This is a genomic window from Streptomyces rimosus (assembly GCF_008704655.1).
In the GTDB taxonomy this organism is placed as follows: domain Bacteria; phylum Actinomycetota; class Actinomycetes; order Streptomycetales; family Streptomycetaceae; genus Streptomyces; species Streptomyces rimosus.
Genome location: NZ_CP023688.1, coordinates 580,738 through 606,751, shown reverse-complemented (window position 1 = coordinate 606,751; position 26,014 = coordinate 580,738). Strand labels below are relative to the sequence as shown.

23 protein-coding genes are annotated in these 26,014 nt (G+C 72.1%); 14 read left to right on the top strand and 9 right to left on the bottom strand.

What is annotated here, in order from left to right; genetic code table 11:
* Window positions 1-337 precede the first annotated feature (337 nt).
* The 3 genes from CP984_RS02260 to CP984_RS02250 all read right to left on the bottom strand — a co-directional run bounded on the left by CP984_RS02260 (window position 338) and on the right by CP984_RS02250 (window position 4,349).
* Entirely contained in the window at window positions 338-1,957 is a 1,620-nt protein-coding gene (locus CP984_RS02260) for a fibronectin type III domain-containing protein (protein WP_003985581.1), read from the bottom strand.
* A 548-nt stretch (window positions 1,958-2,505) separates the two neighbouring features.
* The gene (locus tag CP984_RS02255) at window positions 2,506-3,324 is read right to left on the bottom strand and encodes an ABC transporter permease (protein ID WP_003985580.1); all 819 of its coding nucleotides are present in this window, start codon (window positions 3,322-3,324) and stop codon (window positions 2,506-2,508) included.
* Complete coding sequence (locus tag CP984_RS02250) at window positions 3,321-4,349, bottom strand: daunorubicin resistance protein DrrA family ABC transporter ATP-binding protein (protein WP_003985579.1); 1,029 nt, start codon at window positions 4,347-4,349, stop codon at window positions 3,321-3,323. Before CP984_RS02250 ends, CP984_RS02255 begins: the two co-directional genes overlap by 4 nt.
* A gap of 268 nt (window positions 4,350-4,617) precedes the next feature.
* On the opposite strand from CP984_RS02250, the gene CP984_RS02245 reads away from it, so the two are divergent.
* From CP984_RS02245 to CP984_RS02235, 3 genes are all read left to right on the top strand, one after another.
* Window positions 4,618-6,372 (top strand): glycoside hydrolase family 15 protein, encoded by a 1,755-nt coding sequence (locus tag CP984_RS02245; RefSeq protein WP_003985578.1) that lies wholly within the window; start codon window positions 4,618-4,620, stop codon window positions 6,370-6,372.
* Window positions 6,373-6,625: 253 nt separating this feature from the next.
* Window positions 6,626-9,637 (top strand): FAD-binding and (Fe-S)-binding domain-containing protein, encoded by a 3,012-nt coding sequence (locus tag CP984_RS02240; protein ID WP_226048776.1) that lies wholly within the window; start codon window positions 6,626-6,628, stop codon window positions 9,635-9,637.
* Window positions 9,638-10,112: 475 nt separating this feature from the next.
* Complete coding sequence (locus CP984_RS02235; RefSeq protein WP_129820933.1) at window positions 10,113-10,403, top strand: hypothetical protein; 291 nt, start codon at window positions 10,113-10,115, stop codon at window positions 10,401-10,403.
* A gap of 110 nt (window positions 10,404-10,513) precedes the next feature.
* Here the strand turns inward: CP984_RS02235 and CP984_RS02230 are convergent, their stop codons facing one another.
* Complete coding sequence (locus CP984_RS02230; RefSeq protein WP_129820932.1) at window positions 10,514-10,834, bottom strand: hypothetical protein; 321 nt, start codon at window positions 10,832-10,834, stop codon at window positions 10,514-10,516.
* Window positions 10,835-10,982: 148 nt separating this feature from the next.
* Complete coding sequence (locus CP984_RS02225; RefSeq protein ID WP_003985573.1) at window positions 10,983-11,354, bottom strand: helix-turn-helix transcriptional regulator; 372 nt, start codon at window positions 11,352-11,354, stop codon at window positions 10,983-10,985.
* A 131-nt stretch (window positions 11,355-11,485) separates the two neighbouring features.
* Between CP984_RS02225 and CP984_RS02220 the strand changes: the two genes are divergently transcribed.
* From CP984_RS02220 to CP984_RS02210, 3 genes are all read left to right on the top strand, one after another.
* Entirely contained in the window at window positions 11,486-12,268 is a 783-nt protein-coding gene (locus tag CP984_RS02220) for an anti-sigma factor antagonist (protein WP_003985572.1), read from the top strand.
* 143 nt (window positions 12,269-12,411) lie between these two features.
* Window positions 12,412-13,398 (top strand): RNA polymerase sigma-70 factor, encoded by a 987-nt coding sequence (locus CP984_RS02215; RefSeq protein ID WP_078575670.1) that lies wholly within the window; start codon window positions 12,412-12,414, stop codon window positions 13,396-13,398.
* Window positions 13,386-13,856: an SRPBCC family protein gene (locus CP984_RS02210; protein WP_003985570.1), complete on the top strand. Its 471-nt coding sequence runs from the start codon at window positions 13,386-13,388 to the stop codon at window positions 13,854-13,856. Before CP984_RS02215 ends, CP984_RS02210 begins: the two co-directional genes overlap by 13 nt.
* Here CP984_RS02210 and CP984_RS02205 read toward each other — a convergent pair.
* Entirely contained in the window at window positions 13,829-14,719 is an 891-nt protein-coding gene (locus tag CP984_RS02205; protein ID WP_003985569.1) for an META domain-containing protein, read from the bottom strand. The two genes, CP984_RS02210 and CP984_RS02205, sit on opposite strands and share 28 nt — an antisense overlap.
* A 242-nt stretch (window positions 14,720-14,961) precedes the next feature.
* Between CP984_RS02205 and CP984_RS02200 the strand changes: the two genes are divergently transcribed.
* Entirely contained in the window at window positions 14,962-16,206 is a 1,245-nt protein-coding gene (locus tag CP984_RS02200) for an LPXTG cell wall anchor domain-containing protein (protein ID WP_030180302.1), read from the top strand.
* 96 nt (window positions 16,207-16,302) lie between these two features.
* Complete coding sequence (locus CP984_RS02195) at window positions 16,303-16,902, top strand: hypothetical protein (RefSeq protein ID WP_003986683.1); 600 nt, start codon at window positions 16,303-16,305, stop codon at window positions 16,900-16,902.
* Window positions 16,903-16,956: 54 nt separating this feature from the next.
* Here CP984_RS02195 and CP984_RS02190 read toward each other — a convergent pair whose 3' ends face one another.
* Entirely contained in the window at window positions 16,957-17,706 is a 750-nt protein-coding gene (locus CP984_RS02190; RefSeq protein WP_032922286.1) for a DUF4253 domain-containing protein, read from the bottom strand.
* 372 nt (window positions 17,707-18,078) lie between these two features.
* Between CP984_RS02190 and CP984_RS41050 the strand changes: the two genes are divergently transcribed.
* The 5 genes from CP984_RS41050 to CP984_RS02165 all read left to right on the top strand — a co-directional run bounded on the left by CP984_RS41050 (window position 18,079) and on the right by CP984_RS02165 (window position 22,896).
* Complete coding sequence (locus CP984_RS41050; protein ID WP_106970745.1) at window positions 18,079-18,186, top strand: keywimysin-related RiPP; 108 nt, start codon at window positions 18,079-18,081, stop codon at window positions 18,184-18,186.
* A 145-nt stretch (window positions 18,187-18,331) separates the two neighbouring features.
* On the top strand, window positions 18,332-20,188 hold the full coding sequence (locus CP984_RS02180; protein WP_003986679.1) for a lasso peptide isopeptide bond-forming cyclase: 1,857 nt from the start codon (window positions 18,332-18,334) through the stop codon (window positions 20,186-20,188).
* Between the two features lie 22 nt (window positions 20,189-20,210).
* Window positions 20,211-20,468 carry a lasso peptide biosynthesis PqqD family chaperone gene (locus CP984_RS02175; protein ID WP_003986678.1) on the top strand — a complete coding sequence of 86 codons (258 nt, stop codon included), beginning with the start codon at window positions 20,211-20,213 and terminating at the stop codon, window positions 20,466-20,468.
* Between the two features lie 45 nt (window positions 20,469-20,513).
* Window positions 20,514-20,930 (top strand): lasso peptide biosynthesis B2 protein, encoded by a 417-nt coding sequence (locus tag CP984_RS02170; RefSeq protein ID WP_003986677.1) that lies wholly within the window; start codon window positions 20,514-20,516, stop codon window positions 20,928-20,930.
* Window positions 20,931-20,934: 4 nt separating this feature from the next.
* Window positions 20,935-22,896, top strand: a complete 1,962-nt coding sequence (locus CP984_RS02165; protein ID WP_003986676.1) for an ABC transporter ATP-binding protein — start codon at window positions 20,935-20,937, stop codon at window positions 22,894-22,896.
* Between the two features lie 75 nt (window positions 22,897-22,971).
* Here CP984_RS02165 and CP984_RS02160 read toward each other — a convergent pair whose 3' ends face one another.
* Entirely contained in the window at window positions 22,972-23,979 is a 1,008-nt protein-coding gene (locus tag CP984_RS02160; protein WP_003986675.1) for an NADP-dependent oxidoreductase, read from the bottom strand.
* Window positions 23,980-24,140: 161 nt separating this feature from the next.
* Between CP984_RS02160 and CP984_RS02155 the strand changes: the two genes are divergently transcribed.
* A complete protein-coding gene (locus CP984_RS02155; RefSeq protein ID WP_032922287.1) occupies window positions 24,141-25,052 on the top strand; it encodes a LysR family transcriptional regulator in 912 nt (303 codons plus the stop codon).
* A gap of 13 nt (window positions 25,053-25,065) precedes the next feature.
* Here CP984_RS02155 and CP984_RS02150 read toward each other — a convergent pair whose 3' ends face one another.
* Window positions 25,066-25,902: an AraC family transcriptional regulator gene (locus tag CP984_RS02150; RefSeq protein ID WP_030180299.1), complete on the bottom strand. Its 837-nt coding sequence runs from the start codon at window positions 25,900-25,902 to the stop codon at window positions 25,066-25,068.
* Window positions 25,903-26,014: the final 112 nt, after the last annotated feature.

The following is a 26,014-nucleotide window of genomic DNA, read 5'->3' as shown; positions in this document are numbered from 1 at the left end:
CGTCGTAACCGAGGTGGCCGCACGACTCGCAGTAGGTGCTCCCTATGGCCCGATGGGCTTCGGCGTTTGTGCGCGGGGGCCGGGGAGGCGCTGTGGGCGGTGGCCGGTGCGTGGCCCTGGGCGGGAGGGGCCCCGCGGAGTCCGCGGCCAAGGGCTTGGGAGCTGGGGGAGAGGGAGCAGGGTTCCGGCGTCGCTTACGGGAGCGGTGCCGGGACCAGGCCCTGGCCGTAAGGAGCTTGCGCCGCGGCGCAAAAGGGGGAACCGGCGCGCGCCTCGGTATCAGACACGGACGAACGACCGCACCGGGTGCGGCCGTTCGCCGGTGGACGAGGGCGTGTCACACCCGGGTCTGTGTCCCGATGGTCGGCGCTGCGCCGTTCTTGTAGAGGGCGATGAGCTTGCTGAAGTCGAACGGCCGCTGGTCCACGCAGGTACAGCGGTACGTGTCGCACGCGTCGCAGCCGACGGTGCACGGCGGCTGGACGTCGGGGTTGCCCTGGTTGTGGTCGCGGGTGGCGTCCCAGCCGGAGAGCGCGCCGAGCTGGTGCTCGTGGGCGAATTCGACCAGGCTGCGCTGGTTGTCGAGGGTGAAGACCCGCTTGTTGATGTTGCAGCCGAACATCGGGGTGGCGCCCGTACGGTGCCAGACCTTCCCGGCGTCCCAGGCGGACCACAGCGAACCGATCTGGCCGTGCATGGCCTTCAGTCCGATGACGCAGCACTCGTACATGTCCGGCGGCGCGCTCTGCCCGAACTCCATGAGCATGCCGTTGACCAGGCCGGGTTCGATACCGGCGGCGGCGACCTTCGCCAGGAACTTCACGCCGACCGGGCTGAAGCCCGCCGAGCCCTCACCGGGCTGCGCGTCGGCGGGGAGGGTGTACGAGACCTTGAGGCCGGGGTGCTTGACGAGGATCTGGGAGATCGCCGCGGTGTGCCGCAGGTGCGCCGCCTCGTCGGCCAGGAAGTCGCCCTCGAAGTCGAAGTCGATGCGCGCCACCCCGTAGTTGCGGAGGAACGCCTCGTACTGCTCGACGATCCTGGTGACGCTGGTCTCGACGGCCTCCAGCGGCCGGCCGGAGGCGCCGCCGCAGGAGAAGGCAACCCTGCCGCCGGTCGCGGCCAGCTGCTCGATGTCCTTCTTGCCGTACGAGCTCTGGTCGACCTCCCAGTCGGGACCGTCCTGCCCGGCCCACGCCAGCTTCTTGTTGTTGTTGGCGACGATGAAGCCCAGCATGAAGCCGTCCACGCCGGATTCCTGGGCGTACTGCGGCAGGCTCGGGTTCGGCCAGGCCATGTAGTCGACGTACGGCGCGCGCGGCATGTCCCAGGGGCCGCCGTCGGGGAGCTTGTCGGTCGTGGTGAACTCCAGCGGCTGCGACGGCTCGGAGCGGTTGCCCGCGAGGTCCACGGCCGTGACCCGGACCGTGTACTTGGTCGTCGGGGTCAGCCCGGAGATCACCGCGGTCTCGTCCTTGACCCGCAGGGGCTGCGGGCCGCCGTACGCCACCTCATAACCCATCACGCCGACGTTGTCGGTGGACGGGTTCCAGGACAGCGTGACCTGCGTCGGGCCGAGCGTGTCCGTGTGTACGTTGCCCGGTGTGCCCGGCGGGGTCCGGTCGTCCGGCACATCCGCAGGCTGGCCGTTGATCTTGAAATCGGTCGGCAGCGGGCCGGGGCCCGGCATCGACCGGGAGAAGCCGAGCCGGAACTCCTGGGTGCCGCGGTGCGGCGGTACGGTCTGCCGCTCGGGCACCAGGCGTCCGGTGATGACGTTGCCCTGCCGCTGCCAGACGAGTCCGTAGACGTTGGTGACGTTCTGGTCCGACTGCACGCGGAAGGAGATCTCGGCGTTGACGAGTGGTTCGCTTTCGAAATTCCAGACCGTGGCCTTCATGGTGCCGTACCACTCGCCAGGGGATTCCCATTCCGGTGTGACGTACTGCTTTGGCATGTCCACCCCTTCTTTTCGGCGTCCGGTTCCGGTGTGTTTCTCCCCCCGTTGCGACAGGGAACCTAGGCACCGCGAATTCCGGCGTCAATCACGGAATCAGGCCAGTGACGGACCGGCCGGAAGAATCCGCGAGGGCGGTGGAATTACGCCGCCGCCGGGCCGCCGGGGCGGACACGGAGGGTGTCCGGCCACCCGGCGGGCCCCATCCGGCCTGGGGGGAAGGCGGCATGGCGCGCTGCCGCCGATGACGCTCCGCCTTCGGCGCAGGCCCGTACGCGGCCTGTACCGGCTCCGGAATTCGACGGCACCACCGGGTCGCAACGGCTCCGAGGTGAGGGGGCGGAGAGTGATGCGATTGAGTGCGCCCGAATGAGCCCGCCAATTGCTGGGAGGGTCTGTGCCGATAAGGGCAGAGCAGCCGGGGGAGGGGAAACAAGGGAATTCAACTACCGCGAGGAGAGGCCCCTTGGCTGCTCCCCACCCAAGGCGGTCTGCGGGGACCGGAGTCGGCGGTCCGGCCCCCGCACGGCGAGGCTGAGCAGCCTCCCTTACGCGGACTTCCGGTAGGCCCGGAACGCCCGTGTCGCCAGGAATCCCATCACCAGAACCGCCGCCGCGAGCAGGGCCAGACGTCCCTGGACAGCGCTCCGGCCGGCCCCGCCGAGCATCGCCTGCCGGGCCGCGGCGACCGCCCACTCCACGGGGTTGTACGCGGCGGCGTCCCGGACCCAGCCCGGCGCGAGCCCGAGATCCATGACGGCCGAGCTGAGGAACATCAGCGGCAGCGTGGTGAACTGGGAGATCGCGGTCAGCGTGGCCTGCTGCCGGGTCAGCAGCGCGACGGCGTCGGACAGGGCCGAGAAGACCAGCGTCAGCAGGACCGCGGCGAGGACGGTGACGCCCATGCCGACGACGCCGCCGGGGAAGCGGGCACCGGCGAGCAGCGCGATGCCCACGATGACCAGGCTCTGGACGACGGTCTGGACCGCCTGGTGGACGAGGGTGGCGCACACCATGGCGCCGCGGCCGACGGGCGAGGTGAGCAGCCGGTCCAGCACCCCGCGGTCGATGTCCTGGAGGTATGTCGTCCCCGCCCAGGCGCTGGCGAACAGCGCGGTCATCATCACCACGCCCGGTGTGAGGAACTCCAGGAACCCGCCGCTGCCGGACGCGAAACCGGGCAGGTCCGCGACCGCGCGGAAGAGTTGCCCGAACAACAGCAGCCAGATCACCGGCTGGACGAGCCCGATGACCAGGAAGGCGGGCATCCGCCACAGCGTGCGCTGCAGACGGCCGGTGAGCAGTGCGGTGTGGGTGAGAAACGTGAGCGGACGTGCGGCGGCAGAGGTCGCGTACGAGGTGGTCACTTCGCCGCCTCCAGGGTCCGTACCGCCGCCGGGCCTTCCGCGCCCCCGCCGGCGGCGTCGAAGCCGCGCCCGGCGTGCCGGAGATAGACGTCGTCGAGCGAGGGGCGGGCGAGCGTGGCGGAGGTGACGGCGAATCCCGCTTCTTCGAGTGCGGCCAGTACGGCCGGCAGCGCCCTGGCGCCGTCGTCGGTGCGGCCCCGTACCGTAGCCCCGTCCATGGTGACGTCGCGCAGCACCGGCACCCGTTCCAGCACCGCCCGCGCCCTGGGGTCCGCCTCGGCGAGCTCGACCAGCACCGCGTCGCCGCGCAGGTCGCTCTTCAGCTCATCGGGTGTGCCCGAGGCGACGACGGTGCCGTGGTCGACGATCGCGATGCGGTCGGCGAGCCGGTCGGCCTCGTCCAGGTAGTGGGTGGTGAGCAGTACCGTCATCCGCTCGTCGGCGGCCAGCGTGGCGATCTCGTGCCACATCTCGCTCCGGGCCTGCGGGTCCAGCCCCGTCGTCGGCTCGTCCAGGAAGAGCACCTGCGGGCGGTGCACCAGCCCGAGGGCCACGTCCAGCTTGCGCGCCATGCCCCCGGAGTACGTACGAACAGGCCGGTGCGCGGCGTCCGTCAGCCCGAACCGGCCGACGAGTTCACCGGCGCGCGCCGTGGCGTCGCGGCGGGACATGCCGTGGATGCGGCCCGCGAGCAGCAGGTTCTCGGCCGCAGTCGCCATCGGGTCGGTGCCGGGCCGCTGGGCCACGACCCCGATCGCCCGGCGCACCCGGTCCGGCTCCGCCGCCACGTCGATCCCGGCGACGCGTGCCGAACCGGAATCGGCGGCCGCCAGGGTGGAGAGAATCTTCACCGTGGTCGATTTGCCTGCCCCGTTCGGGCCGAGGAGCCCGAACACGGTCCCCGGCGCCGCATGGAAGCTCAGCCCCCGCAACGCCCTGACCGGGGGTTTGTTCCTGCCTGCCGAGTAGGTCTTGAGCAGATCGACGGCTTCCAGAGCCGTTTCCGCGTGCCGAAGCGCAACCATCGCCGCACACCTTTGTCAGAAATCCGGTGTGACTCCCACCTTCCTGGTGTCACCGGACACGAGGAGGCTGATCGGCGAGGGCGGAACCCTACGGTGAGATGTCGCGGCAGAAGCTAGCAGGGCGTTCGAACAGCTGCAAGCGAGGCGTTCGGGCGGCCGGTGGTCATGCCGCGCGTGCGACGGGGTACTGGTGTGGCGTCCGAACGCCTACGGAGCGGACGAGGGCCGCGGTGCGGCCCCGGCCGTGCGCACCAGACGAAAGACGCAGATGGAAGACCTGCTCTCCGCGGCCGTGCCCGCCCCCGCCGTCCTGCGCGACTACGCGTTCCTCGGCGACGGCGAACGGGGCGCGGTCGTCGGCCCGCAGGGCGAGCTGGTGTGGCTGTGCGCGCCGCGCTGGCACGACGACGCGGTCTTCTCCGCGCTGATCGGCGGGCCGGGGCACTACACCGTACGGCCGCAGAACGTCTGGCGGGTGCGCGGCGGCCACTACGAGGACGGCACGCTCATCCACGTCAGCCGCTGGGTCACCGACGAGGCGGTCATCGAGAGCCGGGAGGCCCTGGCCCTGCCCGCCGCCCGCGACGGTCTGGTGCTGCTGCGCCGGGTGCGTGCCGTACGGGGCGACGCCCGCGTCCACCTCGTGCTCGACCCGCGGCCGGAGTTCGGTGCCGGAGTGATGGCGGAGGGACGCGACACGCCGGACGGCCACACCGCTGAGGGCGGCGGCCTGCATCTTCGGTTCAGCGGGGTGGCCCTCAAACGCAGGCCCGGCGGTGGCCGGCAGGCCGCCTTCACCGTCCCGGAGGGGCAGGAGCGCGACCTCGTCCTGTACATCGGCCGGCGGCCACCGGGCACCGCGCCGGATCCACGGCGGCTGTGGCGGGAGACGGAAACGGCATGGCACGAGGCCGTGCCCCGCTGCCTCGACACCGCCGCGCCCCGCGACGCCCGCCACGCCTACGCCGTACTGCACGGCCTGACCAGCAGCTCCGGCGGCATGGTCGCGGCCGCCACCACCTCCCTGCCCGAGCGCGCCGAGGCCGGACGCAACTACGACTACCGCTACACCTGGATCCGCGACCAGTGTTACGCCGGGCTCGCGGTGGCCGCCCACGGCCCGTACCCGCTGCTGGACCAGGCCGTACGGTTCGTGAGCGCACGTCTGCTGGAGGACGGCGACCGGCTCCGCCCCGCCTACACCGTGGACGGCGCCCCCGTCGCCGAGGAACGCCCGCTGCCCCTGGTCGGCTATCCGGGTGGCAGCGACTTCGTCGGCAACCGCGCGGGCCGGCAGTTCCAGCTCGACACGTACGGAGAAGCGCTGCAACTGTTCGCCGCGGCGGCCCGGCACGACCGGCTGGACCGGGACGGGCAGCGGGCGGCGGAGGTAGCGGTGCGGTGCGTCGAGCAGCACTGGCGGCAGGCGGACGCCGGGATCTGGGAGCTGGAGAAGCGCTGGTGGACGCATTCGCGGCTGAGCATCGTGGCGGGGCTGCGCGCCCTGGCCGACAGTGTTCCGGGCCCGGCGGCGCGGAGCAGGAGCGCGCTGGCCGACGCCGTCGAGGCGGAGACACGGCGGCGCTGCCTGCGGTCCGACGGCGTATGGCTGCGCGCGGAGGACGACGCGGGCGCCGAGGGCGCCCTGCTGCTGCCGCTGGCCCGCGGCTGCCTGCGCCCGGACGACCCCAGTACGTACCGCACCCGGCGTTTCATCGAGGAGCGGCTCGCCCACGACGGGTACCTCTACCGGTTCCGCCACGACGACCGGCCGCTGGGCGAGGCCGAGGGCGCGTTCCTGCTCTGCGGGTTCATGATGGCGCTGGCCGCGCAGGCCGGGGGCGACCGGGTCGGCGCCTTCCGCTGGTTCGAGCGGACCCGCAGCGCCTGCGGTACGCCGGGGCTGTTCGCCGAGGAGTACGACGTGGAGCAGCGCCAGCTGCGCGGCAACCTGCCCCAGGCGTTCGTGCACGCCCTGCTCCTCGAAGCGGGCGCCCGCCTGAACGGGCCGGAACCTGCCTGACCTCGGCCCCGGCCCGCGCGCGCCCGTCCACCGGACGGCGTAACGGCTGCCGGGCGAACGGAACAGATACGGCAAAGAGGGTAGAGCTCGCGTGGCGCGGTACCCGGTGGGAAGCGGAATCCGGCGGGGAACCGCCGTCGTACGTCAGGAAGCAGGAGGACGCCTCGTGGACAAGGGACCGGACGCAGGCCGCCGCACGCTCGCGCCGGGAGGAGCGAAGGACCAGGACGGCGGCGCGGCCCCGGCCGGGCTGGTGGACGCGCTGCGCCGGCGCGTGGACGGCGAGGTCCGTTTCGACGCCGGCAGCCGCGGCGCGTACACGACCGACGGGTCGAACTACCGCCAGGTGCCCATCGGCGTGGTCGTGCCGCGCACCGTGGACGCGGCCGCCACGGCCGTCGCGGTCTGCGCCGAACACGGTGTGCCGGTGCTCTCCCGCGGCGGCGGTACGAGCCTGGCCGGGCAGTGCACCAACGCCGCCGTGGTGATCGACTGGACCAAGTACTGCCACGGCTTGGTCTCGGTCGACCCGCAAGCACGTACCTGCGTCGTCGAACCCGGCATCGTCCTGGACGAGTTGAACCGTCAACTGGGCGAGTACGGCTTGCAGTTCGGCCCGAGGCCCTCGACGCACAGCCACTGCGCGCTGGGCGGCATGATCGGCAACAACTCCTGCGGCGCGTCGGCGCAGGCGTACGGCAAGACGGTCGACAACGTGCGGCGGCTGGAGGTCCTCACCTACGACGGCGCCCGCTTCTGGGCCGGCCCCACCTCGGACGAGGAGTACGAGCGGATCGTCGCCGAAGGCGGGCGCCGCGCCGAGATCTACCGGGGACTGCGCGACCTGGCCGACCGCAACCTCGCCGAGATCCGCCGCGGCTACCCGCGCATCCCGCGCCGCGTCTCCGGATACAACCTCGACTCGCTCCTGCCGGAGAACGGCTTCGACGTCGCCCGCGCCCTCGTCGGCAGCGAAGGCACCCTCGTGACCGTGCTGCACGCCGAACTGGAACTGGTGCCGGTTCCCGAGTACGAGGCGCTGCTCGTGCTCGGCTACCCGGACATCGCCTCCGCCGCCGACGACGTACCGAAGGCCCTGAAGCACTGCGAGCCCAGCCAGCTCGAAGCCCTGGACGGCCGGATGGCCCAGCTCATGCGCGAGGAGAACGCCCACACCGAATCCCTCGACAACCTGTCGGCCGGGGAGAGCTGGCTGCTGATCCAGTTCGCCGGGGACTCCCGCGAGCAGGTCGACCGGCAGGCGCACGGCCTGCTGGAAGCCATGGGACGCGGCGAGGACGACGACAGCGTGGCCTTCTCCGACGACCCGCGGCGCGAGCAGCGGATGCTCCGGGCCCGCGAGGCGGGGCTCGGCGTCACCGCCCGCCCGCCGGACGGACGCGACACCTGGGAGGGCTGGGAGGACTCCGCCGCACCGCCCGAGCGGCTGGGCGACTACCTGCGCGACCTCACCTCCCTCCTGCGCGAGTACGGCTACGAACACGCCACCCTCTACGGCCACTTCGGCCAGGGCTGCGTCCACACCCGTATCCCCTTCGGCCTGACCTCCGCCGACGGCGTCCGCGACTTCCGGGACTTCCTCTTCCGGGCCGCCGAACTCGTCACCTCCTACGGGGGCTCCCTCTCCGGCGAGCACGGCGACGGCCAGTCGCGCGCCGAACTGCTGCCGGTCATGTTCGGCGACCGGCTGGTACGGGCCTTCGGCGAGCTGAAGGCCCTCTTCGACCCGGACCACCGGATGAACCCCGGCAAGGTGACCAGCCCCTACCGCGTCGACGAGAACCTCCGCCTGGGCTCGCACTGGCGCCCCGCGTACGACGAGACCCACTTCGGCTACCCGGAGGACGACCACGACTTCACCCGCGCCGTCCTGCGCTGCGTCGGCATCGGCAACTGCCGCAGCCACCGCGGCGGCGTGATGTGCCCCTCCTACCGCGCCACCGGCGAGGAGGAGCACTCCACCCGCGGCCGCGCCCGGCTGCTGTTCGAAATGCTCGGCGGCCACGCGGACTCCGCGGTGACCGACGGCTGGCGCAGCACCGAGGTCAAGGACGCCCTCGACCTGTGCCTCGCCTGCAAGGGCTGCAAATCCGACTGCCCAACCGGCGTGGACATGGCCACCTACAAGGCCGAGTTCCTCGCCCACCACTACAAGGGGCGGCTGCGCCCGGCCGCGCACTACGCGCTGGGCTGGCTGCCGCTGTGGGCCCTGGCCTCCCGCGCCGCGCCCCGGCTGGTCAACGCGGCCCTGCACGCACCGGTGATCGGCAACCTCGGCAAGCGCCTGGCGGGTGTCGCCACACGGCGCGACGCACCCGTCTTCGCCGAGCAGTCCTTCCTCCAGTGGTGGCGCGCACAGGACCGGCCCGAGCCCGACCCCGCCGACCCCCGCACCGTCGTCCTGTGGCCGGACACCTTCAGCACGTACTTCCACCCGAACGTCGCCCGGTCGGCCGTCCGCGTCCTGGAGGACGCCGGTTTCCGGGTGACGGTGCCCACCGAAGTCGTGTGCTGCGGGCTGACCTGGATCTCCACCGGCCAACTCGACACCGCCAAACGCACCCTGCACCGCACCACCCGCATCCTGCGGCCGTGGCTCGAAGCCGGTACGCCGGTCGTCGGCCTGGAACCATCGTGCACCGCCGTCTTCCGCGCCGACGCCCCCGAACTGCTGCCGCACGACACCGACGTCCAGCGCCTGGCCGACCAGTTCCACACCCTCGCGGAACTGCTGGTGCGCCGCGCCCCCGACTGGCAGCCGCCCCAACTCGCGCGCGCCGCCACCGTACAGACGCACTGCCACCAGCACGCCGTCATGAAGACCGACCCCGACCGGGAGCTGATGCGCCGCGCCGGCATCGACGCCGACGTGCTGGACGAGGGCTGCTGCGGCCTGGCCGGCAACTTCGGCTTCGAGAAGGACCACTACGACGTGTCCATGGCCGTCGCCGAACAGGGCGTGCTGCCCGCCGTGCGCGACACCGCCCCCAGCGCCCTGGTCATCTCCGACGGCTTCAGCTGCCGCACCCAGATCGAGCAGTCCGGCACCGGACGGCGGGCCCTGCACCTGGCCGAGGTGCTCGCCCTCGGCCTGGACGGCGCCGCGCCCGCCCACCATCCCGAACGCAAGGTTCCCCGGCCCGGTGTGCGCGCCCGCGACGCCCGGATGATCACCGCGGCGGCCGTGACCGCGGCAGCGGCGCTCGGCTGCGGGGCGGTGGCTCTCGCCCGGCGCCGCACCTGAGGAACGGCCGCTCCCGGGTGGTCGCCCAGGGCGGTGTACGAACACGTCGGCGGCCGCGTTGGTGTCACCCGGCACGAGGTCGGCGGCTTCCGACGTGAAGGCCACTGCCTCGCCGTCCCGGGTGACCGACCCCGGGATGGCCCGTGCGGCCGGGCCGACCGCGGTACGTACGCCGGTACGCACGTCCAGCAGTGTGAGCCGGTCCTCCTCGGACAGCAGCACCTTCTGCCCGTCGCCGCTGACCGCCACCGCCGAGACGCCGGCCGGCGCGAGCCGTACGGTGGTGCCGGTCCGCAGGTCGCGGAGGTAGGCGTGCAGGCCCGGCTCGGTGGTCCCGGGGACCAGGTTGCCGGACGCGGAGTCGAAGAGCACGTAACGGCCGTCCCGGCTCATCCCCGCCAGCCGGCTCCGCCGGTCGTCCTGCACCCCGTCCAGCGGTACGTCCACCTGCCGCACGGTTCCGTCGGCCCGGTCCTTGACGAAGATGTCGTACGCGCCGCTGCGCGGGCCGGTGGCGAAGGCCAGCAGCCGCCCGTCACCGCTGAGCAGGCCCGTGCTGACGGTCGGCCGGCCCGTCGGGGTCTGCAGCGGGTCGATCTGCTCGTCGGTGCCGTCCGTCAGGTCGCGGACGAACAGCCGGGCGGGCCGGCTCGGGTTGCGGCTGCCGACCGTGACGGCGGCAAAGCGGCCGTCGGCGCTCAGCGAGTCGACGCTGCTCAGCTCGGAGCCGTTGGCCTGGGTGATCCGGCCGGTGACGCGGTCGTAGACGTAGGCCGAGGCGTAGCGGCTGCCCGACCCGTAGCCGACGTACCGGCCGTCGTCACTGATCGCCGTATAGCTGCCGCCGTACGTCCTGGCGCCGGGCACTCGCGTGACCTACCCGGACATCAAGTCCTTGACCAGCAGGGCGCGGTAGCCGTCGGCGCCCAGATTGGGCGCGGCCGACCAGAAGGCGACATACCGCCCGTCCGCGCTGATCGATGCCCCGTCGGACAGACCGTCGGCCTGGGCGCCGTCCGAGGTGGTGCTCACCCGCTCCGTACGTGCGGAACTGGCCGCGCCCGCCGTGTCCACTACGGGACGGGCCTGTGCCGCCGTGCCTGGCAGCAACACGGCGGCACAGGCCGAGGTCAGGACCGCGGCAGCGGCCACCCGCGTCCCGCGGGACGTACGCCCCGCGCGTAAGAGCCGTCTCATGGTCACCCTTCGGGAAGCAGGACACGTCCGCCCGCGCACACGGGACCCGCTCATCAAAGAGGCACCGGACGCCCCGGGCAATCAGCCGATTTCCGTACAACCAAGAGATGCCGTGAAGCGTCCTGCGGCGCCGGCGCGGACCATGCGCTCAGCCCGTGTGCTGACGCTGCCGCTCGCCGTCGGGGTGCGTGGTGCGGTGTTCCTCGTCCTGGACGAGCAGGGAGAGCAGCGAGGCGACGGTCAGTCCGGCTTCGGCGGGGTGGCGCAGCACCTTGCCGGGGTCGATCTCGTAGGTGTTGCTGCGGCCCTCGCGGGTGTGTGACAGGTACCCGTCGCGCTCCAGGTCGGAAATGATCTTCTGAACGGCGCGTTCGGTCAGCCTGCAGCGTGCGGCGATGTCGCGGATTCGGGCGTTGTGGTTGTCCGCGATGGCCGCCAGTACCCGGGCGTGGTTGGTCACGAACGTCCACCCCGTGTGCGGCTCGGGCACCCCGTTCTGCGTCTCGGACAGTCCATCCATGCCGTCATTCTAGCGACCCGGTGTTCATGTGTCCCGATACACGTACAGCTTTTCGTGTATTGGTTGACGTGTGTCCCTCGATCGGCAAGCCTGGAGGGAAACGGCTCAGCCGATGACGGGAAGGGAAGGTCATGCCGGAAGCTGCGCCCTGGGCGACTCCTCCCCCCGAGGTCGCCACCGGGACCGACGGGAGCAACGGCCCGCCGGCCCCGTACCCGCCCCGCCTGTCGCGGCTCGACGCCTTCTCGGGCAGCGGCCGGACCGGGGTGGCCGTACAAGGCGAACTGGACCTGCACGCCTGCGAGAAGGTCGAACACGGCCTGCGCGAGGCCCTGAGCCGGTCGGCCCAGGGCCTCGACCTCCACCTTGACGCCGTCCCGTTCTTCGACTGCTCCGGCCTGAACATGCTGCTGCGTCTGCGCGTGCGGGCCGTCGCACAGGGCAAGACCGTGGTCCTCCGCTCCAGCAGTCGCGCGGTCGAACGGCTGCTGGACCTGACCGGAGTCCGGAAACTGTTCATCTCTCCAGAGCCGTACGGGCAGTCCGCGCCGCCTTCCACCGACGGCGCGGTCCCGCACCAGGATTCCCGACAGGACGCGCACGAGGACTCCCAACAGGACTCCCACCAGGAGTTGCCCAAGGAAGTCGCCCAGTTGCGCCGCGCCATGCAGACCCGCCCGGTCATCGACCTGGCCCGCGGAATACTGATGGCCACCTTCACCCTGAGCCCCGACGCGGCCTGGGCCGTGCTGGTCACCGCTTCCCAGAACACCAACACCAAGCTGCACTTCCTGGCCCGGGAACTGGTGGACAGTGTGCAAGGGGGCGCGCTGCCGGAGGCGGTACAGGAGCAGTTGGCGGCCGCGGTGGCCAAGGCCAGGGAGACGTCCTCACGCGCGGCCACCGGCAGATAGCCGCGGCCGGCGGACGGCCGGAAAAAGCCGGGCCGCCCCTGTCACGTTTCGCCGCCGCGAAGTGTCCCGATGGGCAGGCGAAGAGAAAGGCAGGGCGATGTCGGTTCGTCACGATGGGGCCGGGGCGGGGGCGGGGGCTGGGCATGGTTGGTGACGCTGAGGTTGCTGGGGGCACTGACAGCACTGGGGACACCCAGGGACCTGCGGGCGCTGAGGGCCCTGCGAACCCCGCGCATGCCGGGGACGCATTCACCGAGCACCGCGGACTCCTGTTCACCATCGCCTACGAGATGCTGGGCAGCGCCACCGACGCCGAGGACGTGCTGCAGGAGAGCTATCTGCGGTGGAGCGCGGTCGATCCGGACACGGTCCGGCACCCGCGCGCCTACCTGGTGCGTACCGTGACCCGGCAGGCCCTCAACCACCTGCGCGCGGCCCGGGCGCGGCGCGAGGACTACGTGGGCGTCTGGCTGCCCGAGCCGATCCGTACCGCTCCCGAGGCGAGCGACGACGTGCTCCTGTCCGAGTCGGTGTCGATGGCCATGCTGCTCGTCCTGGAAACGCTGAGTCCGACCGAACGTGCCGTGTTCGTCCTGCACGACGTGTTCGGCTACACCCACGGCGAGATCGCCGAGTCGGTCGGCAAGAGCGAGGCCACCGTCCGGCAGACCGCCCACCGCGCCCGCCGCCACGTCCACGCGCGGCGCCGCCGTTTCGAACCGGACTCCGGCGCCGCCCGCGAGATCGTACGGCGGTTCCTGGACGCGGCGGCGACCGGCGACGTACAGGTGCTGATGGACCTGCTGGCGCCCGATGTCGTGCAGATCTCCGACGGCGGCGGAAAGGTGATCGCCGCGCGCCGCCCGGTCGTCGGCCGCGACGAGGTCGCCCGGTTCGTCCTCCGTGTCGCCCGTACGAGCCTCACGGCGACCCGTATCGAGCCCGCCACCTACAACGGCATGCCCGGGGCGCGGTTCCTGACCGACGGTGCGCTCGACTGGCTGCTGACGGCCGAGATCCACGACGGACGGATCACCGGCCTCTACGTCATCCGCAACCCCGACAAACTGCACCGCGCCGACATGGTGCGCCCCCTGGACAGGAAGGGACCCCAGCCGTGGAAACCGTGACCGTGGAACGCGTCATCCCCGCCCCGGTGGACGAGGTGTTCGCCTGGCTCACCACGACCACCCACTACACACGTTCGCCCCTGGCGCTCCGCTGCCGACTGACCCGCCCCGGTGAGGGCGCGCCTTACGGGGTCGGCGCGGTGCGCAGCCACCTCTGGCTGATCGGCTGGTTCCGCGAGCGGATCACCCGGTACGACCCGCCGTACGCCACCGAGTACGTCGTCGAACGCAGTTGGCCGCCGTCCCGTCACGAACTCGGCCGGATGACGTTCACCGCAACCGGCGACGGCACCCACGTCCGCTGGACCACCCGAGCCGAAGTCCGCCTCCCCCTGCTCGGCGCCCCTCTGACCCGCCTCCTCATGAGGCCCGTGCTCACCCGCACCTTCGGCAACATTCTTGCCACGGCCGAGGCTGCGCTGGCCCCGGATCAGTCGGGCAGCGCGGTGAACTCGTAGCCGTTGCGCAGCGGCGCGCCCTCGGACTCGTCGAAGGCGCTCATGGTGTCGTGGGTGACCGAGTAGGTGAATGTCTGCGGGTTCCGCTTCATGGAGAGCAGGTACCCCTCTCCCTTCATGATGTCCGGGGAACAGGTGCGTCGGCTGAGGCGGGTGGGCTCCCACATGGTCAGTGTGTCGCCCTCGAAGACGGCCTTGCTGGTGAAGTCGTTGCAGCCCAGGTTCCCGATGACCGTTCCGTCCTCGTGGAAGATGAAATACGCGCTCTTCGGCAGGTCCGGACTGTAGGTGTCGCCCACGATCAGCCTGGGCACCTGCCAGCGCCGGCCGTAGAACCCCTCGGGCTGCTGGAGTTTGATCGCCACGTAGTCGCCCTGCTGGTTCTTCAGGTCCAGCGTGAGATTGTCGACCCGGTAGGCGATCGTGAGCGGACCGTCGAAGACCTTCCGCAACTGCTCGGCGAAGGCGCGGTTCTTCGCCGGGCACCCGCCGTCCTCCGTCGCCTGTGTCCACTCCCCACCCAGGGTCAGCGCACTGTCGGTCAGGGTCGTGGACCTGCGGAAGGGCGCGCAGCCGTCGTTGCCCTTGACCGTGTTGTCGTAGTCGAACGCCATCCAGGAGGCGGCGTGTGGCGGCGCGCTGATCTCCCGGCCGTCGACGGTGACCCACTGGACCATCCAGCGCGCGCCCATCAGCAGTCCGCCGTATCCGCCCGGCCCCTTCTTGGCGGGCGAGGCCGAAGCCGGCTTGCCCTCGGCGGCCTTCCCGCCCCCGCCTCCCGCCGGTGACGGGCCGCATCCGGTGACGGTGAGCAGGGCGGCCAGCAGGGCGCCGGCGGCGGCGCCGGCTCGATGTATGCGCATGGTCGTACAAACGTCCGAGGCCGCTGCCCGGTTCCGACGATCTCAAGAAGTCACGTGTGCAACCTTTCCGTCGCATCGATGGTCTCGTATGAGGCGCAAGTATGTGCGAGTACACGCGTGTGCCTGCACGTACACCTGCGTCCCGCGCCTCGGCGTACGAGCCGAGGCGTGAACCACCGCACGACAATCGACGAGCGTGCCGTCCCGACGGAACGGCACGTGGGACCCGAAAGGTCTGCTGGATGAAGATTCGCCGCGCCCTGACGGCCGCCGCAGCGGCTGCCGTGATAGCGCCCGCCGCCGTACTGACCGCGCCCGCAGCCGCGTTCGCGACCGGAGCGGCCGGAGTGGAGACCGGTTCCGGTACGACTGCTTCCGGTACGACGGGTTCCGCCGGGACCGCGGCGACTACGGGGGGTGGATCGGAGGGGGCCGGGGAGAGCGGCGGCAAGGGCGGCACCTCGGACGGTGCGCAGCGCCCCGGTCAGGCCGGTGACGCCGGCGGGACGTCCCAGAACGGTGGCGGAACGGCGTCGTCCGGAGGCGCTGGGAAGGGTGGTACGGGCGGCTCGGGTGGTACGGGGTCGGCCGGTTCGACGGGGACGGGCGGTTCGACTGCCGGCAATGGTGGTACGACCGCCGGCACGGGCGGTACGACCGCGGGTGCGGGCGGTTCCGCCGGTACGGGAGGTACGGACAACGGCGCGGCCACCGGCGGGGGCAGCACCTCCGGTGACACCGGAGGCCAGACCTGCGACTTCGAGTCCGACCAGCTGCGGGTGACGGTCAACGGCCTGCCCTCCCAGCTGGTGGCGGGCGGCTCCTGGACCTCGTTCACCATGCGGCTCACCAACACCACGGGCAAGACGCTGACCGAGGTGCAGCCGTACCTGTACGTGTCCTCGGCCGAGGATGTCGACCGGCCGTACTGGGAACTGGACACCGAGTACCGCGACCGTAGGACGGGGGAGTGGAAGACGTTCCATGACGCCTCGCCCCAGGACCTGTTCGGCTCCCTCCCGATCGGCCCGCACAGCGTCGTCACGCTGACGCTGCGCACCCGCGTGGTCAAGGACGCCAAGCCCGGCGCCGGGTACGTGCTCGCGGCGGGCGATTTCCGCAACCGCGACGGCTCCTGTGGTTCGGCCAAGGAGGAGTGGTACGACTTCACCATCCTGCCCGTCGGCGGGAAGCCGACGGACAAGCCGGGCAAGCCCGGTAAGCCGGGCGGCGGTACGGCCGAGCCGACCGCCTCGGCCGAGCCCAGCGCGAGTGCCACCCCCGGTGGCGCCGCGGGTGGTTCGGGGTCGGGCGGCGGTCTCGCGGCGCAGGGCGGCGGCCACCTCGCCGCGACCGGTGCGTCCTCCGCGCTGCCGACGATCGCCCTGGCCGGCGCGGCCGCGGTCGCCGTGGGCGCGGGCGCGGTCTTCGCCGTACGCCGCCGCAAGCCCGCGACGGGCACCGGCCACACGGACGCCACCGCATAGGCGGCTGCCGCCGATTCTCTCTTTCCTCCTGGCCGACCGCGCTGAGAGCCGAGATCCGGGCCGGGTCCCGAGCCGATCCGCGAGAAAGAATTCCCCATGAAGCTGCGCCGCACCCTGTCCGTCTCGGCCGTGACGGCCGCCCTGATCCCGCTGGCGGTGGCCGCCGCACCGGCCACCCAGGCGGCCCCCGCCCCGAAGATGCCGACGTGTTCCGACGTCGACACCGCCTACGGGCAGTACCACAACAACTTCTTCGCCGGCCGGTCCTTCGGTGTGCCCGACACCGTTCGCCTCGGGGACGAGTGGCACGTCTTCACCGCCACGCTCACCAACGTCTCGAAGAAGGAACTGAAGTCCTTCAGCCTGCGGGCCAGGGTGGACAGCAACGTCTACAACGAGGGCGAGCACGGCCTGAGCCCCTACGCCGACCTCCAGTACTGGGATGCGGCGAAGCGCGAGTGGAAGACCCTGCGCCAGGGCGACGCCGCCACGGGCGGTATCCCCGGGCCCAGCACACTCAAGCCGCGCGAGTCCGTGCACGTACAGCTGCGGTTCCGGGTGCGCGAGGGACTGTCGCACGACCAGTCCTACGACTCCTACGCCTACCTCTACGGAACGTTCGTCGACCGGTACCGCGGCATCGACTGCACGACGAGCGATGTTGCCGGGTCCACCTTCAATCTCCGCTGGAAGTGAGGCCGGCTGCCGGCCGTGTCGGACATCGCGTGTCCGGCACGGCCGGCAGCCCGGTCAGTCCCACCAGAATTCCCAGTGCACGGCGCCGACGAGGCTTTCGGCGTAGGCGGCCAGGGTGCCGGGGCCTTGCCACACGAGATCCGGGCAGAAGGCGAAATGTTCCGCGGCGACGAGGAGCGCTTCCTCCGCGGATATCGGCGGTGCGGCAACGCTGAGGTGAAGGGTGTCGAACCCGACAGCCACCACACGCGCGCCGAATCGCCGCTCCCAGCCCCGTACGACCGCGGAATACTTGGCGGTGTCGTTGTCGTAATTGGCGGGGCCGCTCCAGCCGACGGCGGTGAGAGCGTCGGCGCCCCGGCCCGCGGCAACGAGCCCGAGACGTATGTACGGCCTGCGGGTGGCGAAGCCCTCGGCGAACTCGGCGGCCACTTCGTCGGGATGCCATTCGGGCTTCCGGCCCGGCGCGAGACCGGGCCACTCCTCCTCCCCGTACTTGTCCCACCAGGCTTCGAGGAGCGTGGCCGGATCATGGGCCTGTGGCGAGGACATGTCTTCCGGATACAGCTCGCCCGTTGCCCAGGGCCGGTATTCGCCCTCGTCGTCCGGCCGGAGCGGTTCGAGCAGCAGAGGCCACAGCCCGGAGCCGGCGTGCTCCTCGCGCAGGCGCTTCCACAGCCCGGCGGCCCCGGACACGGCGTCGTCGCTCAGCCACAGGACCGGTATGTCACCGCCGCCCTCGGCGGTGACCGTCCGGCCAGATGGGAGCACGACATCACGGGGCAAGCTCAGCTCAACGTTCACGCTATGGATGCTAGGGCCGGGGTCTGACAACGCCCGGGGAGCGGCTTCCCGTACGAACAGCGGCCCGCCTATCGCACGCCAGAAGCGGGCGATTGCCCGTCCCGCTCGCCGCGCATCACGGAATCGGTGCCTTCAAACCGGTCCGTGTCACCACTCGGGAGCGCGTGCATCACACCGCGCTTTCGCAACAGGAATTCACGCCCCCGGCGTACCACACGTCACCGCGAGCACATCATTGTGATGATGCGCTCAGCGCTCTTACGGTTGCGGCGCGGCATCAACCGCTCGCGGGAGTGCAGACGCAAATGCTTTCGCATGGCGTCGGTCCGGTCCCGTGATCCGCGTTATTCCTTGAGGAAAAGGAGTGCGACCATGACGTACGAGCGCCCCACACTCACCAAGGCCGGCGGCTTCCGCAAGGTGACGGGCGTCAAGAACACCGGCCCCAAGGATGTTCTCGGCGGCAAGCAGCTCCTCTGACGCGACCGGTGCGGAGCCGCTGAGCGGACCCGCACAGTGTCACGGGCCGGGCCGGTCTGCGCGCCGGCCCGGCCCGCGGCCGACCGGGCCCGCCCGCCGATGCCCCCTCCCGCTACCGACGTCACTTCGACCGAAGGCCGTAGCCGTGGAAGAGTCCCTGTCCTTGTCGGCCCTGTCCAGCTGGTTCGTCGTCCTTCCCGACACCGACGCGGCCACCACGGTTGCCGCGAAAGCACTTTCCCACGCGACGCACCACCTGCGTCATGCGTCCGGCAGGCCCTGGCTGGTGGGCCGTTGGACCGACCGGTCGGCCGTCGTGGGAGTGCACGGCAGGACCCGCGTCGCCGTGATCGGGGAGCATTCCGTCACCCCCCGGGAAGCCCGGCGTGCCGCCGCGGCGGCAGCCACCGCGTCGCTGACGGCGCTGGACCGGCACAGCAGCACCTGGGCGGGCAGCTTCCACCTCGTGGCCAGTTCAGGCGGACAGGTCCGGGTGCAGGGCGGAGTCGTCGATCTGCGGCGGGTGTTCCACGCCGAGGCCACGCCTCCGGTGTCCGCCCGGGTGAGCGTCGCGGCCGACCGGGCCGACGTGCTGGCCGAGCTGGTAGGCGCGGGGCTGGACGAACGCCGCCTCGCCCTGGAACTGCTCACCTTGGGCGTACCGCACCCGCTGTCGGGAGCACCGCAGTGGCGGGGCGTCCACGCTCTGCGCGGCGGCCACTGTCTGACGCTCGATGCCGACGGACGAGCGCGGCCACGCCGGTGGTGGTCACCGCCCGGCCCCGACGTCCCGCTGGCGGAGGGGGCCGTGCGCCTGCGTGAGGTGCTGACCGCCGCCGTCGATGTGCGCACGCGGGGACGTGACCTGGTGACGACGGACCTGGGCGGCCTGGACTCGACCGCCGTGTGCTGCGCCGCGGCACGCGGGGAGGCGAAGGTCGTCGCGTACACCGCCGCCCTCCATGACGAACTCGGTGACGATGTGCACTGGGCGCGGCAGACCGTACGGGCCCTGGGGTCGGTCGAGCATCACGTCGTACCCGCCCAGGATACGGCTCTGACCTTTAACGGTATCGATACGCTCCAGGACATTCTGGATACGCCCAGCATGCTCACGGTCGACCGCAACCGCCGCATGCACCTCCTGGAGCGGGCGGCCGTCCGGGGGTCCGGACTGCACCTGACCGGGCTGGGCGGCGATGAACTCCTGGCCGGAACGCCTGCCCGGCTGCACGCCTCGATATCCGCCCACCCTTTCCGCACCCTGCGGGACCTGCGCGGATACGCGGCCAAGTACCAGTGGCCCCGGCGCAAGGCGCTGCGCCAACTCGTGGACCGCCGCTCCTACCGGTCCTGGCTCGCCCGGGTCGCCCGTGACCTGATGGAGCCGGCGGCCGCCGCGGACGAACCGCTGCTCGACTGGTCCGTACCGCCCCGGATGCCGCCCTGGGCCACGCCCGAGGCCGTCGCGGCGGCGCGCGAGCTGCTGTCCGCCTGCCTGCCGGACGCCGAGCCGCGGGGGAGGGGCCACGGTGAACACCGGGAACTGGCCGCGATGGACGGTATTTCCCAGTGGACCCGGCACATCGGGCAGATGGCGGCACCCCTGGGGATCACCGTGGCGGCGCCGTACTACGACGATCGTGTCATCGAAGCGTGCCTCGCGGTCCGGACACCGGACCGGATCACCCCTTGGCGGTACAAACCGCTGATCGTCGAGGCCATGCGCGGCATCGTGCCCGAAGCCGTGCGCACGCGCGACACCAAGGCCAACGCCACCTTCGAGGAAGAGACCGGGCTGCGGCGCCACCGCGCCCGGCTGCTGGCGCTCTGCGAGGAATCCCGGCTTGGCCGGCTCGGCCTGGTCGACGTGGACGTCCTGCGGGAATGGTGCCGCCGCTCGCTGTCCGCGGAGACGGAGAGCTACCTGCTGCACCCGACCGTGGCCTGTGAAGCGTGGCTGCGCTCCCGCGAGATGACACCGGCACCGCCCGGCCCCTGACCTGACAGGAGAGGTGACGGCGATGTACGCGCTGAAACCCGGTGTTCTGCTGACCGAGACCGAGTACGGCATGGCGCTGCTCGACCAGAAGAGCGCCGAGTACTGGACCCTCAACCCCACGGCGGCAGTCGTCCTCCAGACCCTGCTGGACGGCCGCGGCATCGACCAGGCGGTGGAGGAACTGACCGCACACTACGAGGGCGTCGACACCGACCTGGCCACTCAGGACGTCACCCGCATCATCGACGACCTGCGCTCGGCTGGCCTCATCGCACCGTAGCCACCGCACCGGGCACACACCTGGCCCCCAGGGAAGAGGTACGCAATGTCGACGCCGGAAGCGGTCCCCTACCGCCCTCGCTCCATCCCCTTGGCCCGCCGCCTCACGGCCCGGGTGGCGGTGGGCTGCGCCCATGTACTGGCCACGCTGCCGCCCGGCCGTATCCGCGTCGTCCTGGGCTGGTTGCGGCGCGGGGCGGAGCCCGCCACGCTCGCCGAGGCCGCTCGCGCCCGGCAGACGGTCCTCGCGGTGAGCCTGGCCGCCGGAGGGAGCAAAGGATGCCTGCCCCGGTCCCTGGCCACGGTGCTGCTGTGCCGTCTGTACGGGCAGTGGCCCGCCTGGTGCGTAGGAGTCCGCGCCCGCCCGCCGTTCGCCGCACACGCCTGGGTGGAGGCGGAGGGTGAACTCGTCGGAGAGAACGTACCGGCCTCCTACTTCCAGCGCTTCTTCACCGTGGAGTGAGGCCGTGACCTCGGCGCCCCCGACCGAAGCCCGCCGCACCGACGGCCCGGCACACCCGGCGGAACAGCCGGCCGACCTCGCCGGCCACGGCTCCGCGTGGTCCGGCCTCCGGGCCCTCGCCGGTCACCTCCGGCCACAGCGCGGACGCATGCTCGCCGGTGTCGCGCTCGGCCTGCTGGGCAGCGTCCTGGGGCTGGCCCAGCCGCTGGCGGCCAAGCACGTCATGGACATCATCGGCCACGGGCAGCCGACCGCCGGCCCCGTGGTCGTCCTCAGCACGCTGGTGGTGGCCGGCGGACTTCTCGCGGGCCTCGGCCACTATGTGCTCGACCGCTCCGCCGAGTCCGTCGTCTGCGCCGTCCGGCGCAGGCTGACCCACCTGCTTCCGCGCCTGCGCGTACCGGTGATCGAACACACCGAGCCGGGGGACCTGATCGCCCGCGTCACCTCCGACACCGTACTGCTGCGACGCACCGCCCCCCAGGCTGTGTCGGCCGCGGTCACCGGCACTCTGATCACGGTGGCCACCGTCGTGATGATGGGGCTGCTGGACGCCGTCCTGCTCGGCGTCACCCTCACCGTGATCGCCTTCGTCGGCTGCGTCGTCATCGTGGTGACGCCGCACATCGGGCGGGCCACCCGGCACACCCAGGAAGCCGTCGGCCGCATGGGAGCCGGGCTCGAACGGACGCTGGGCGCGCTGCGCACCGTCAAGGCGGCGGGCGCCGAACAGGGGGAGACCGCGGCACTGCACCGTGCGGCCGAGCACGCCCGCCGTACGGGCGTCCGCGCCGCCGCGTGGGAGGCGGTGTCCGCGACCCTGTCGGCCGTCGTCCTCCAGGTCTGCTTCCTGGTCGTGCTCGGAGTGGGCGGCGCGCGCGTGACCTCCGGCTCCATCGGCGTCTCCACGCTCGTCGCCTTCCTGCTCTACCTCTTCGCCCTCACCCCCAGGATCGGGCAACTGGTCGAAGGCGTCGGGCAGTTGCAGATCGGATCAGCCGCGGCCGTACGTATCCGGGAGGCCGAGACGCTGGAGGCCGAGGAAGCGGAGGGCGGGGAAGCGGAGACCGGGGGAGCGGAGGGCGGGGAATCGGGGATCGGGGGAGCGGAGGGTGTCCAGGGGCGTGGCGACGAGGCCGCCGCGGCCCCGGGGCGGCCTTCCGGCTCTCATGAACGGCATCGGGACCGGCACCCCGCCACCGTGACCTTCCAGCAGGTGCACTTCGCCTACCGGCCAGGTCTCCCCGCGGTTCACCGCCATGTCTCCTTCGCCGTTCCCGCCGGCGGCGTGACGGCGATCGTCGGACCGTCCGGCGCGGGCAAGACCACCGTCTTCGCCCTCATCGAGCGTTTCTACGAGCCGGACACCGGCCGCGTGCTGCTCGACGGCACGGACATCCGCCGATGGCCTCTCGCCGAGCTCCGCGCCGCCATCGGCTACGTCGAACAGGACCCGACCGTCCTCGCCGGAACCTTGCGCGACAACCTGACGCTGGGCGCGGCCGACGCCACCGACGAGCAGATCGCCCACGTCCTGCGCGTGGCCCGGCTCGACACCGTGACGGGCCGTCTGCCGCACGGTCTGGACACCCAGGTCGGCCACCGCGGCAGCCGGCTCTCCGGCGGCGAACGGCAGCGGGTGGCGATCGCCCGGGCCCTGCTCCGACGGCCCCGGCTGCTCCTCCTCGACGAGGCCACCTCCCAGCTCGACGCGGCCAACGAGGCCGCCCTGCGCGAGACCGTCACGGACACCGCGCGCCGCACCACCGTCCTGGTCGTCGCCCACCGCCTGTCCACCGTGACCACCGCCGACCGCATCCTGGTCATGGAAGCCGGCCGGGTGCGGGCACGGGGAACCCACGCCGAACTGATGGCACATGACTCCCTGTACGCCGAGTTGGCGAGCACACAGCTGATCGCCTTCCGCCGGCGTCACGGCCCGTCGGCTCCGGTTCCGGAGTGCTGAGTCCCGCTTCGGGGCCCAGCTTCGGAGGGGCGGGAAGCCGCAGGGAGGCAGCGCCACCGCATGCCGATGCCGGCCCTAAAGCCGCTCCGCCCCCACCTCCACGATCATCTTCCCGCTGTTCGCACCGCCCAGCATGCCGAGGAACGCGTCCACCACGTTGTCAAAACCCTGCACCACCGTCTGCACGTCCACGACACGGCCCGCCTGAAGGTGGGGGACGAGGAAATCCTCCAGTTCGCGCTGGGCGTCGCGGTGATTGCGTACGAGGACGCCCTCCAGACGCAGGCTCTTCTCGACGATGTCGAAGAGGTTGCGGGGCGCGGCCGGCGGCCGGGCGCTGTGGTACTGCGCGATCGCGCCGATCCAGGCGATGCGGCCGAATTCGCGCAGGCCCTGGATGGCGCCCTCCAGGTGGTCGCCGCCGACGTTGTCCAGGTAGACGTCGATGCCGTCCGGAGCGGCCTTGGCCAACAGGTCGCCGACCGGGCCGTCGTGGTAGTCGAAGGCCGCGTCGAAACCCCACTCCTCGGTCAGCCGCCGGACCTTGGCCGGCGAGCCCGCGCTGCCCACGACACGGCCCGCGCCCAGCAGCCGGGCGAACTGGCCCGCCGCGCTGCCCACGCCGCCCGCCGCCGCGGAGACGAAGACGCTCTCGCCGGGCTTCAGGCGTGCCGTACGGGTGAGCGCGACGTAGGCGGTCAGGCCCGTACCGCCGAGAACGCCCAGGTAGGAGCGGGCCGGTACGCCCCGGTGGTCGGGCAGGACACGCACCTCGTCCGGCGTCACCAGGGCGTGAGTGCGCCACCCCTTGCGGTGGAAGACGAGGTCGCCCTCCGCCAGGCCCGGCGCGCGGGACACGGTGACGCGCCCGATGGAGCGCCCCTCCAGCGGGGTGTGCAGGTCCCAGCCACCGTCCATCAGCTCCCGCATGTACGGGTCGACGGAGAGATGGACGTTCTCCACCAGCGCCTGGCCCGGGGCGGGGGCGGGGACGGTCTCCTCGACGAAGGCGAAGTCACCGGCGGTCGGGAAGCCGTCGGGGCGCGAGATCTGGTGGACGAAGCGGGCGGCCGTGGCGGTCATGGGGGCTCCTTGGAGGGGGAGAGGGTATGCGGGGCGGCGGTACTCGGGTGATCTTCGGCCGCGCTCCGCTCACCGTAAGAAGCCGTCGCCGCCGTGGGCAGGGGCCCGCGTCGATGGAAGCGGGCTTTCCATGAATGCTGCTCATGGAATACTTGCGCGGCATGAGCGACCTCGCGCCGCACGAGCTGCGCATCCTGATCGCCGTCGAGCGGGAGCGGGGCTTCACCGCGGCGGCCGCGAGCCTGGGCATGACCCAGTCCGCCGTCTCCCATGCCGTACGCACCTGTGAACGCAAACTCGGGGCCGTGCTCTTCGACCGCGGCCGGCACGGCGCCCGCCCGACCGCCGCGGGCACCCGGGCGGTCGCCTACGCGCGCCGGATCGTGCGGCTGCTGGAAGCGATGGGACAGGAGGTGCGCGGCGCGGGCGACGGGGCGGTCACCGGCCCGCTGCGCATCGCGGCGTTCCGCAGCGCCGCCGCCCACCTGCTGCCCGCCGTACTGGAGCGGCTGACCGGCCGCCACCCGGGCCTGTCGCCCGAGGTGCGGATCGTACGGGAGATCGGCCGGGGCACCGCGGGGGAAGTCGCCGACGGGCGGGCCGACCTGGGCATCGCCACCCTGGACGGGGCGGGCCCGCCGCCGGGCCTGGTCGGCGCCCGGCTCTTCGAGGAGCCGTACGCGCTGGCGCACCCGGCGGGCGGCGCGCACGCCGATCCGCGGACCCTGCCGCTGATCGACTGGGACGAGAACTGCGGTTCGTACACCCGCGCATGGTGGGCCGGCCAGGACTGGATCCCGCCGGCCACGATCCGGGCCGAGGACGACACCGTGGTGTTGTCGATGATCGCCCGCGGCATGGGCATGTCGATCATGCCCATGATGACCCTGGCGGGCGCGCCCGCCGACGTCGCCGTCACCCCTCTGGCGCCGCGGCCGCCCCGGCGGGAAGTCGGTTACGTGACCACGCCCGAGGCGGCCGGGTCGGCGGCGGTACGGGCGCTGATCCGCGAACTCCGGTCGGCCGGGGCGGCCCCGGAGTGGGCCGCCGCCGGGCAGACCGCCGTGCGCTGAGCCGTGCCGGCGCTCAGGCGCGCCGGAAGGCCCCCGGCGTGATGCCGTACACGCGCTGGAACCACCGGCCGAAGTGCGCCTGATCGGCGAAGCCGCTGACCGAGGCTGCGTCGGCGGGCGTGGCACCGGCCCGGAGCAGCGTGCGCGCGTGGCGCAGGCGCAGCTGCCGCTGATAGTCGCTGGGCGCCAGACCGTACTCCGCGCGGAAGGCACGGTAGAGGGCGAACCGGCTGCACCCGGCGGCCTCCGCAAGGCGCTCGGCGGTCAGCCGTTCCAAGTAGGCGTCGTCCAGGAGCGCACGGGCCCGCCGGGCGGCCTGGCGGCGTGCGCGGTCGGCCGGGGTCCGGACGCGCAGGGGAGCGGCGACCGCGGACGCGCCACGCCGCGCCATGGCGGTGACGGCCGCGGCCAGCCGCTCGTCGCGCACCAGCGGATCCGCGGGACCGGCCAGCGCGGCGTGCAGCCGGGCGAGGGCCCCGGCGAGCCCATGGTCGGTCAGCACGGGGTCAGGGAACAGCGGCAGGGCGCCGGTACGCCCCTCCGTGGCGTCGCTGATCATGTCGCGGACCACGGACGGCCCGATGTGCACGATGCGGTACTGGTACCCCAGCTCGGCCGCGGCCCGCCCGTCGTGCACCTCGTCCGGGTTGAAGGCCATCACCATCCCCGCACCACTGGTGTGGTTGCCACCCCGGCAACGGAAGCGCTGCGCGCCGGCGTCGGTGATGCCGAACGAGTAGGTGTCGTGGCTGTGCGGCGGATAGACGTGATCGAAGAAGTGCGCGTGCATGGCCTCCACGGGACGGTCCCCGTCCCGCCAGTAACGCACCCAGCCGTCGGCCCTGGTCATGGAGGCATTATGGAAGACGCGACGGGGTTCGAGACGTGCGGGGGCGTGGCCGCCACAGACCGGCGCCTTTGTCCTGGTCATGAGCCACGTACGGGTGTGACTTCCACGAAAC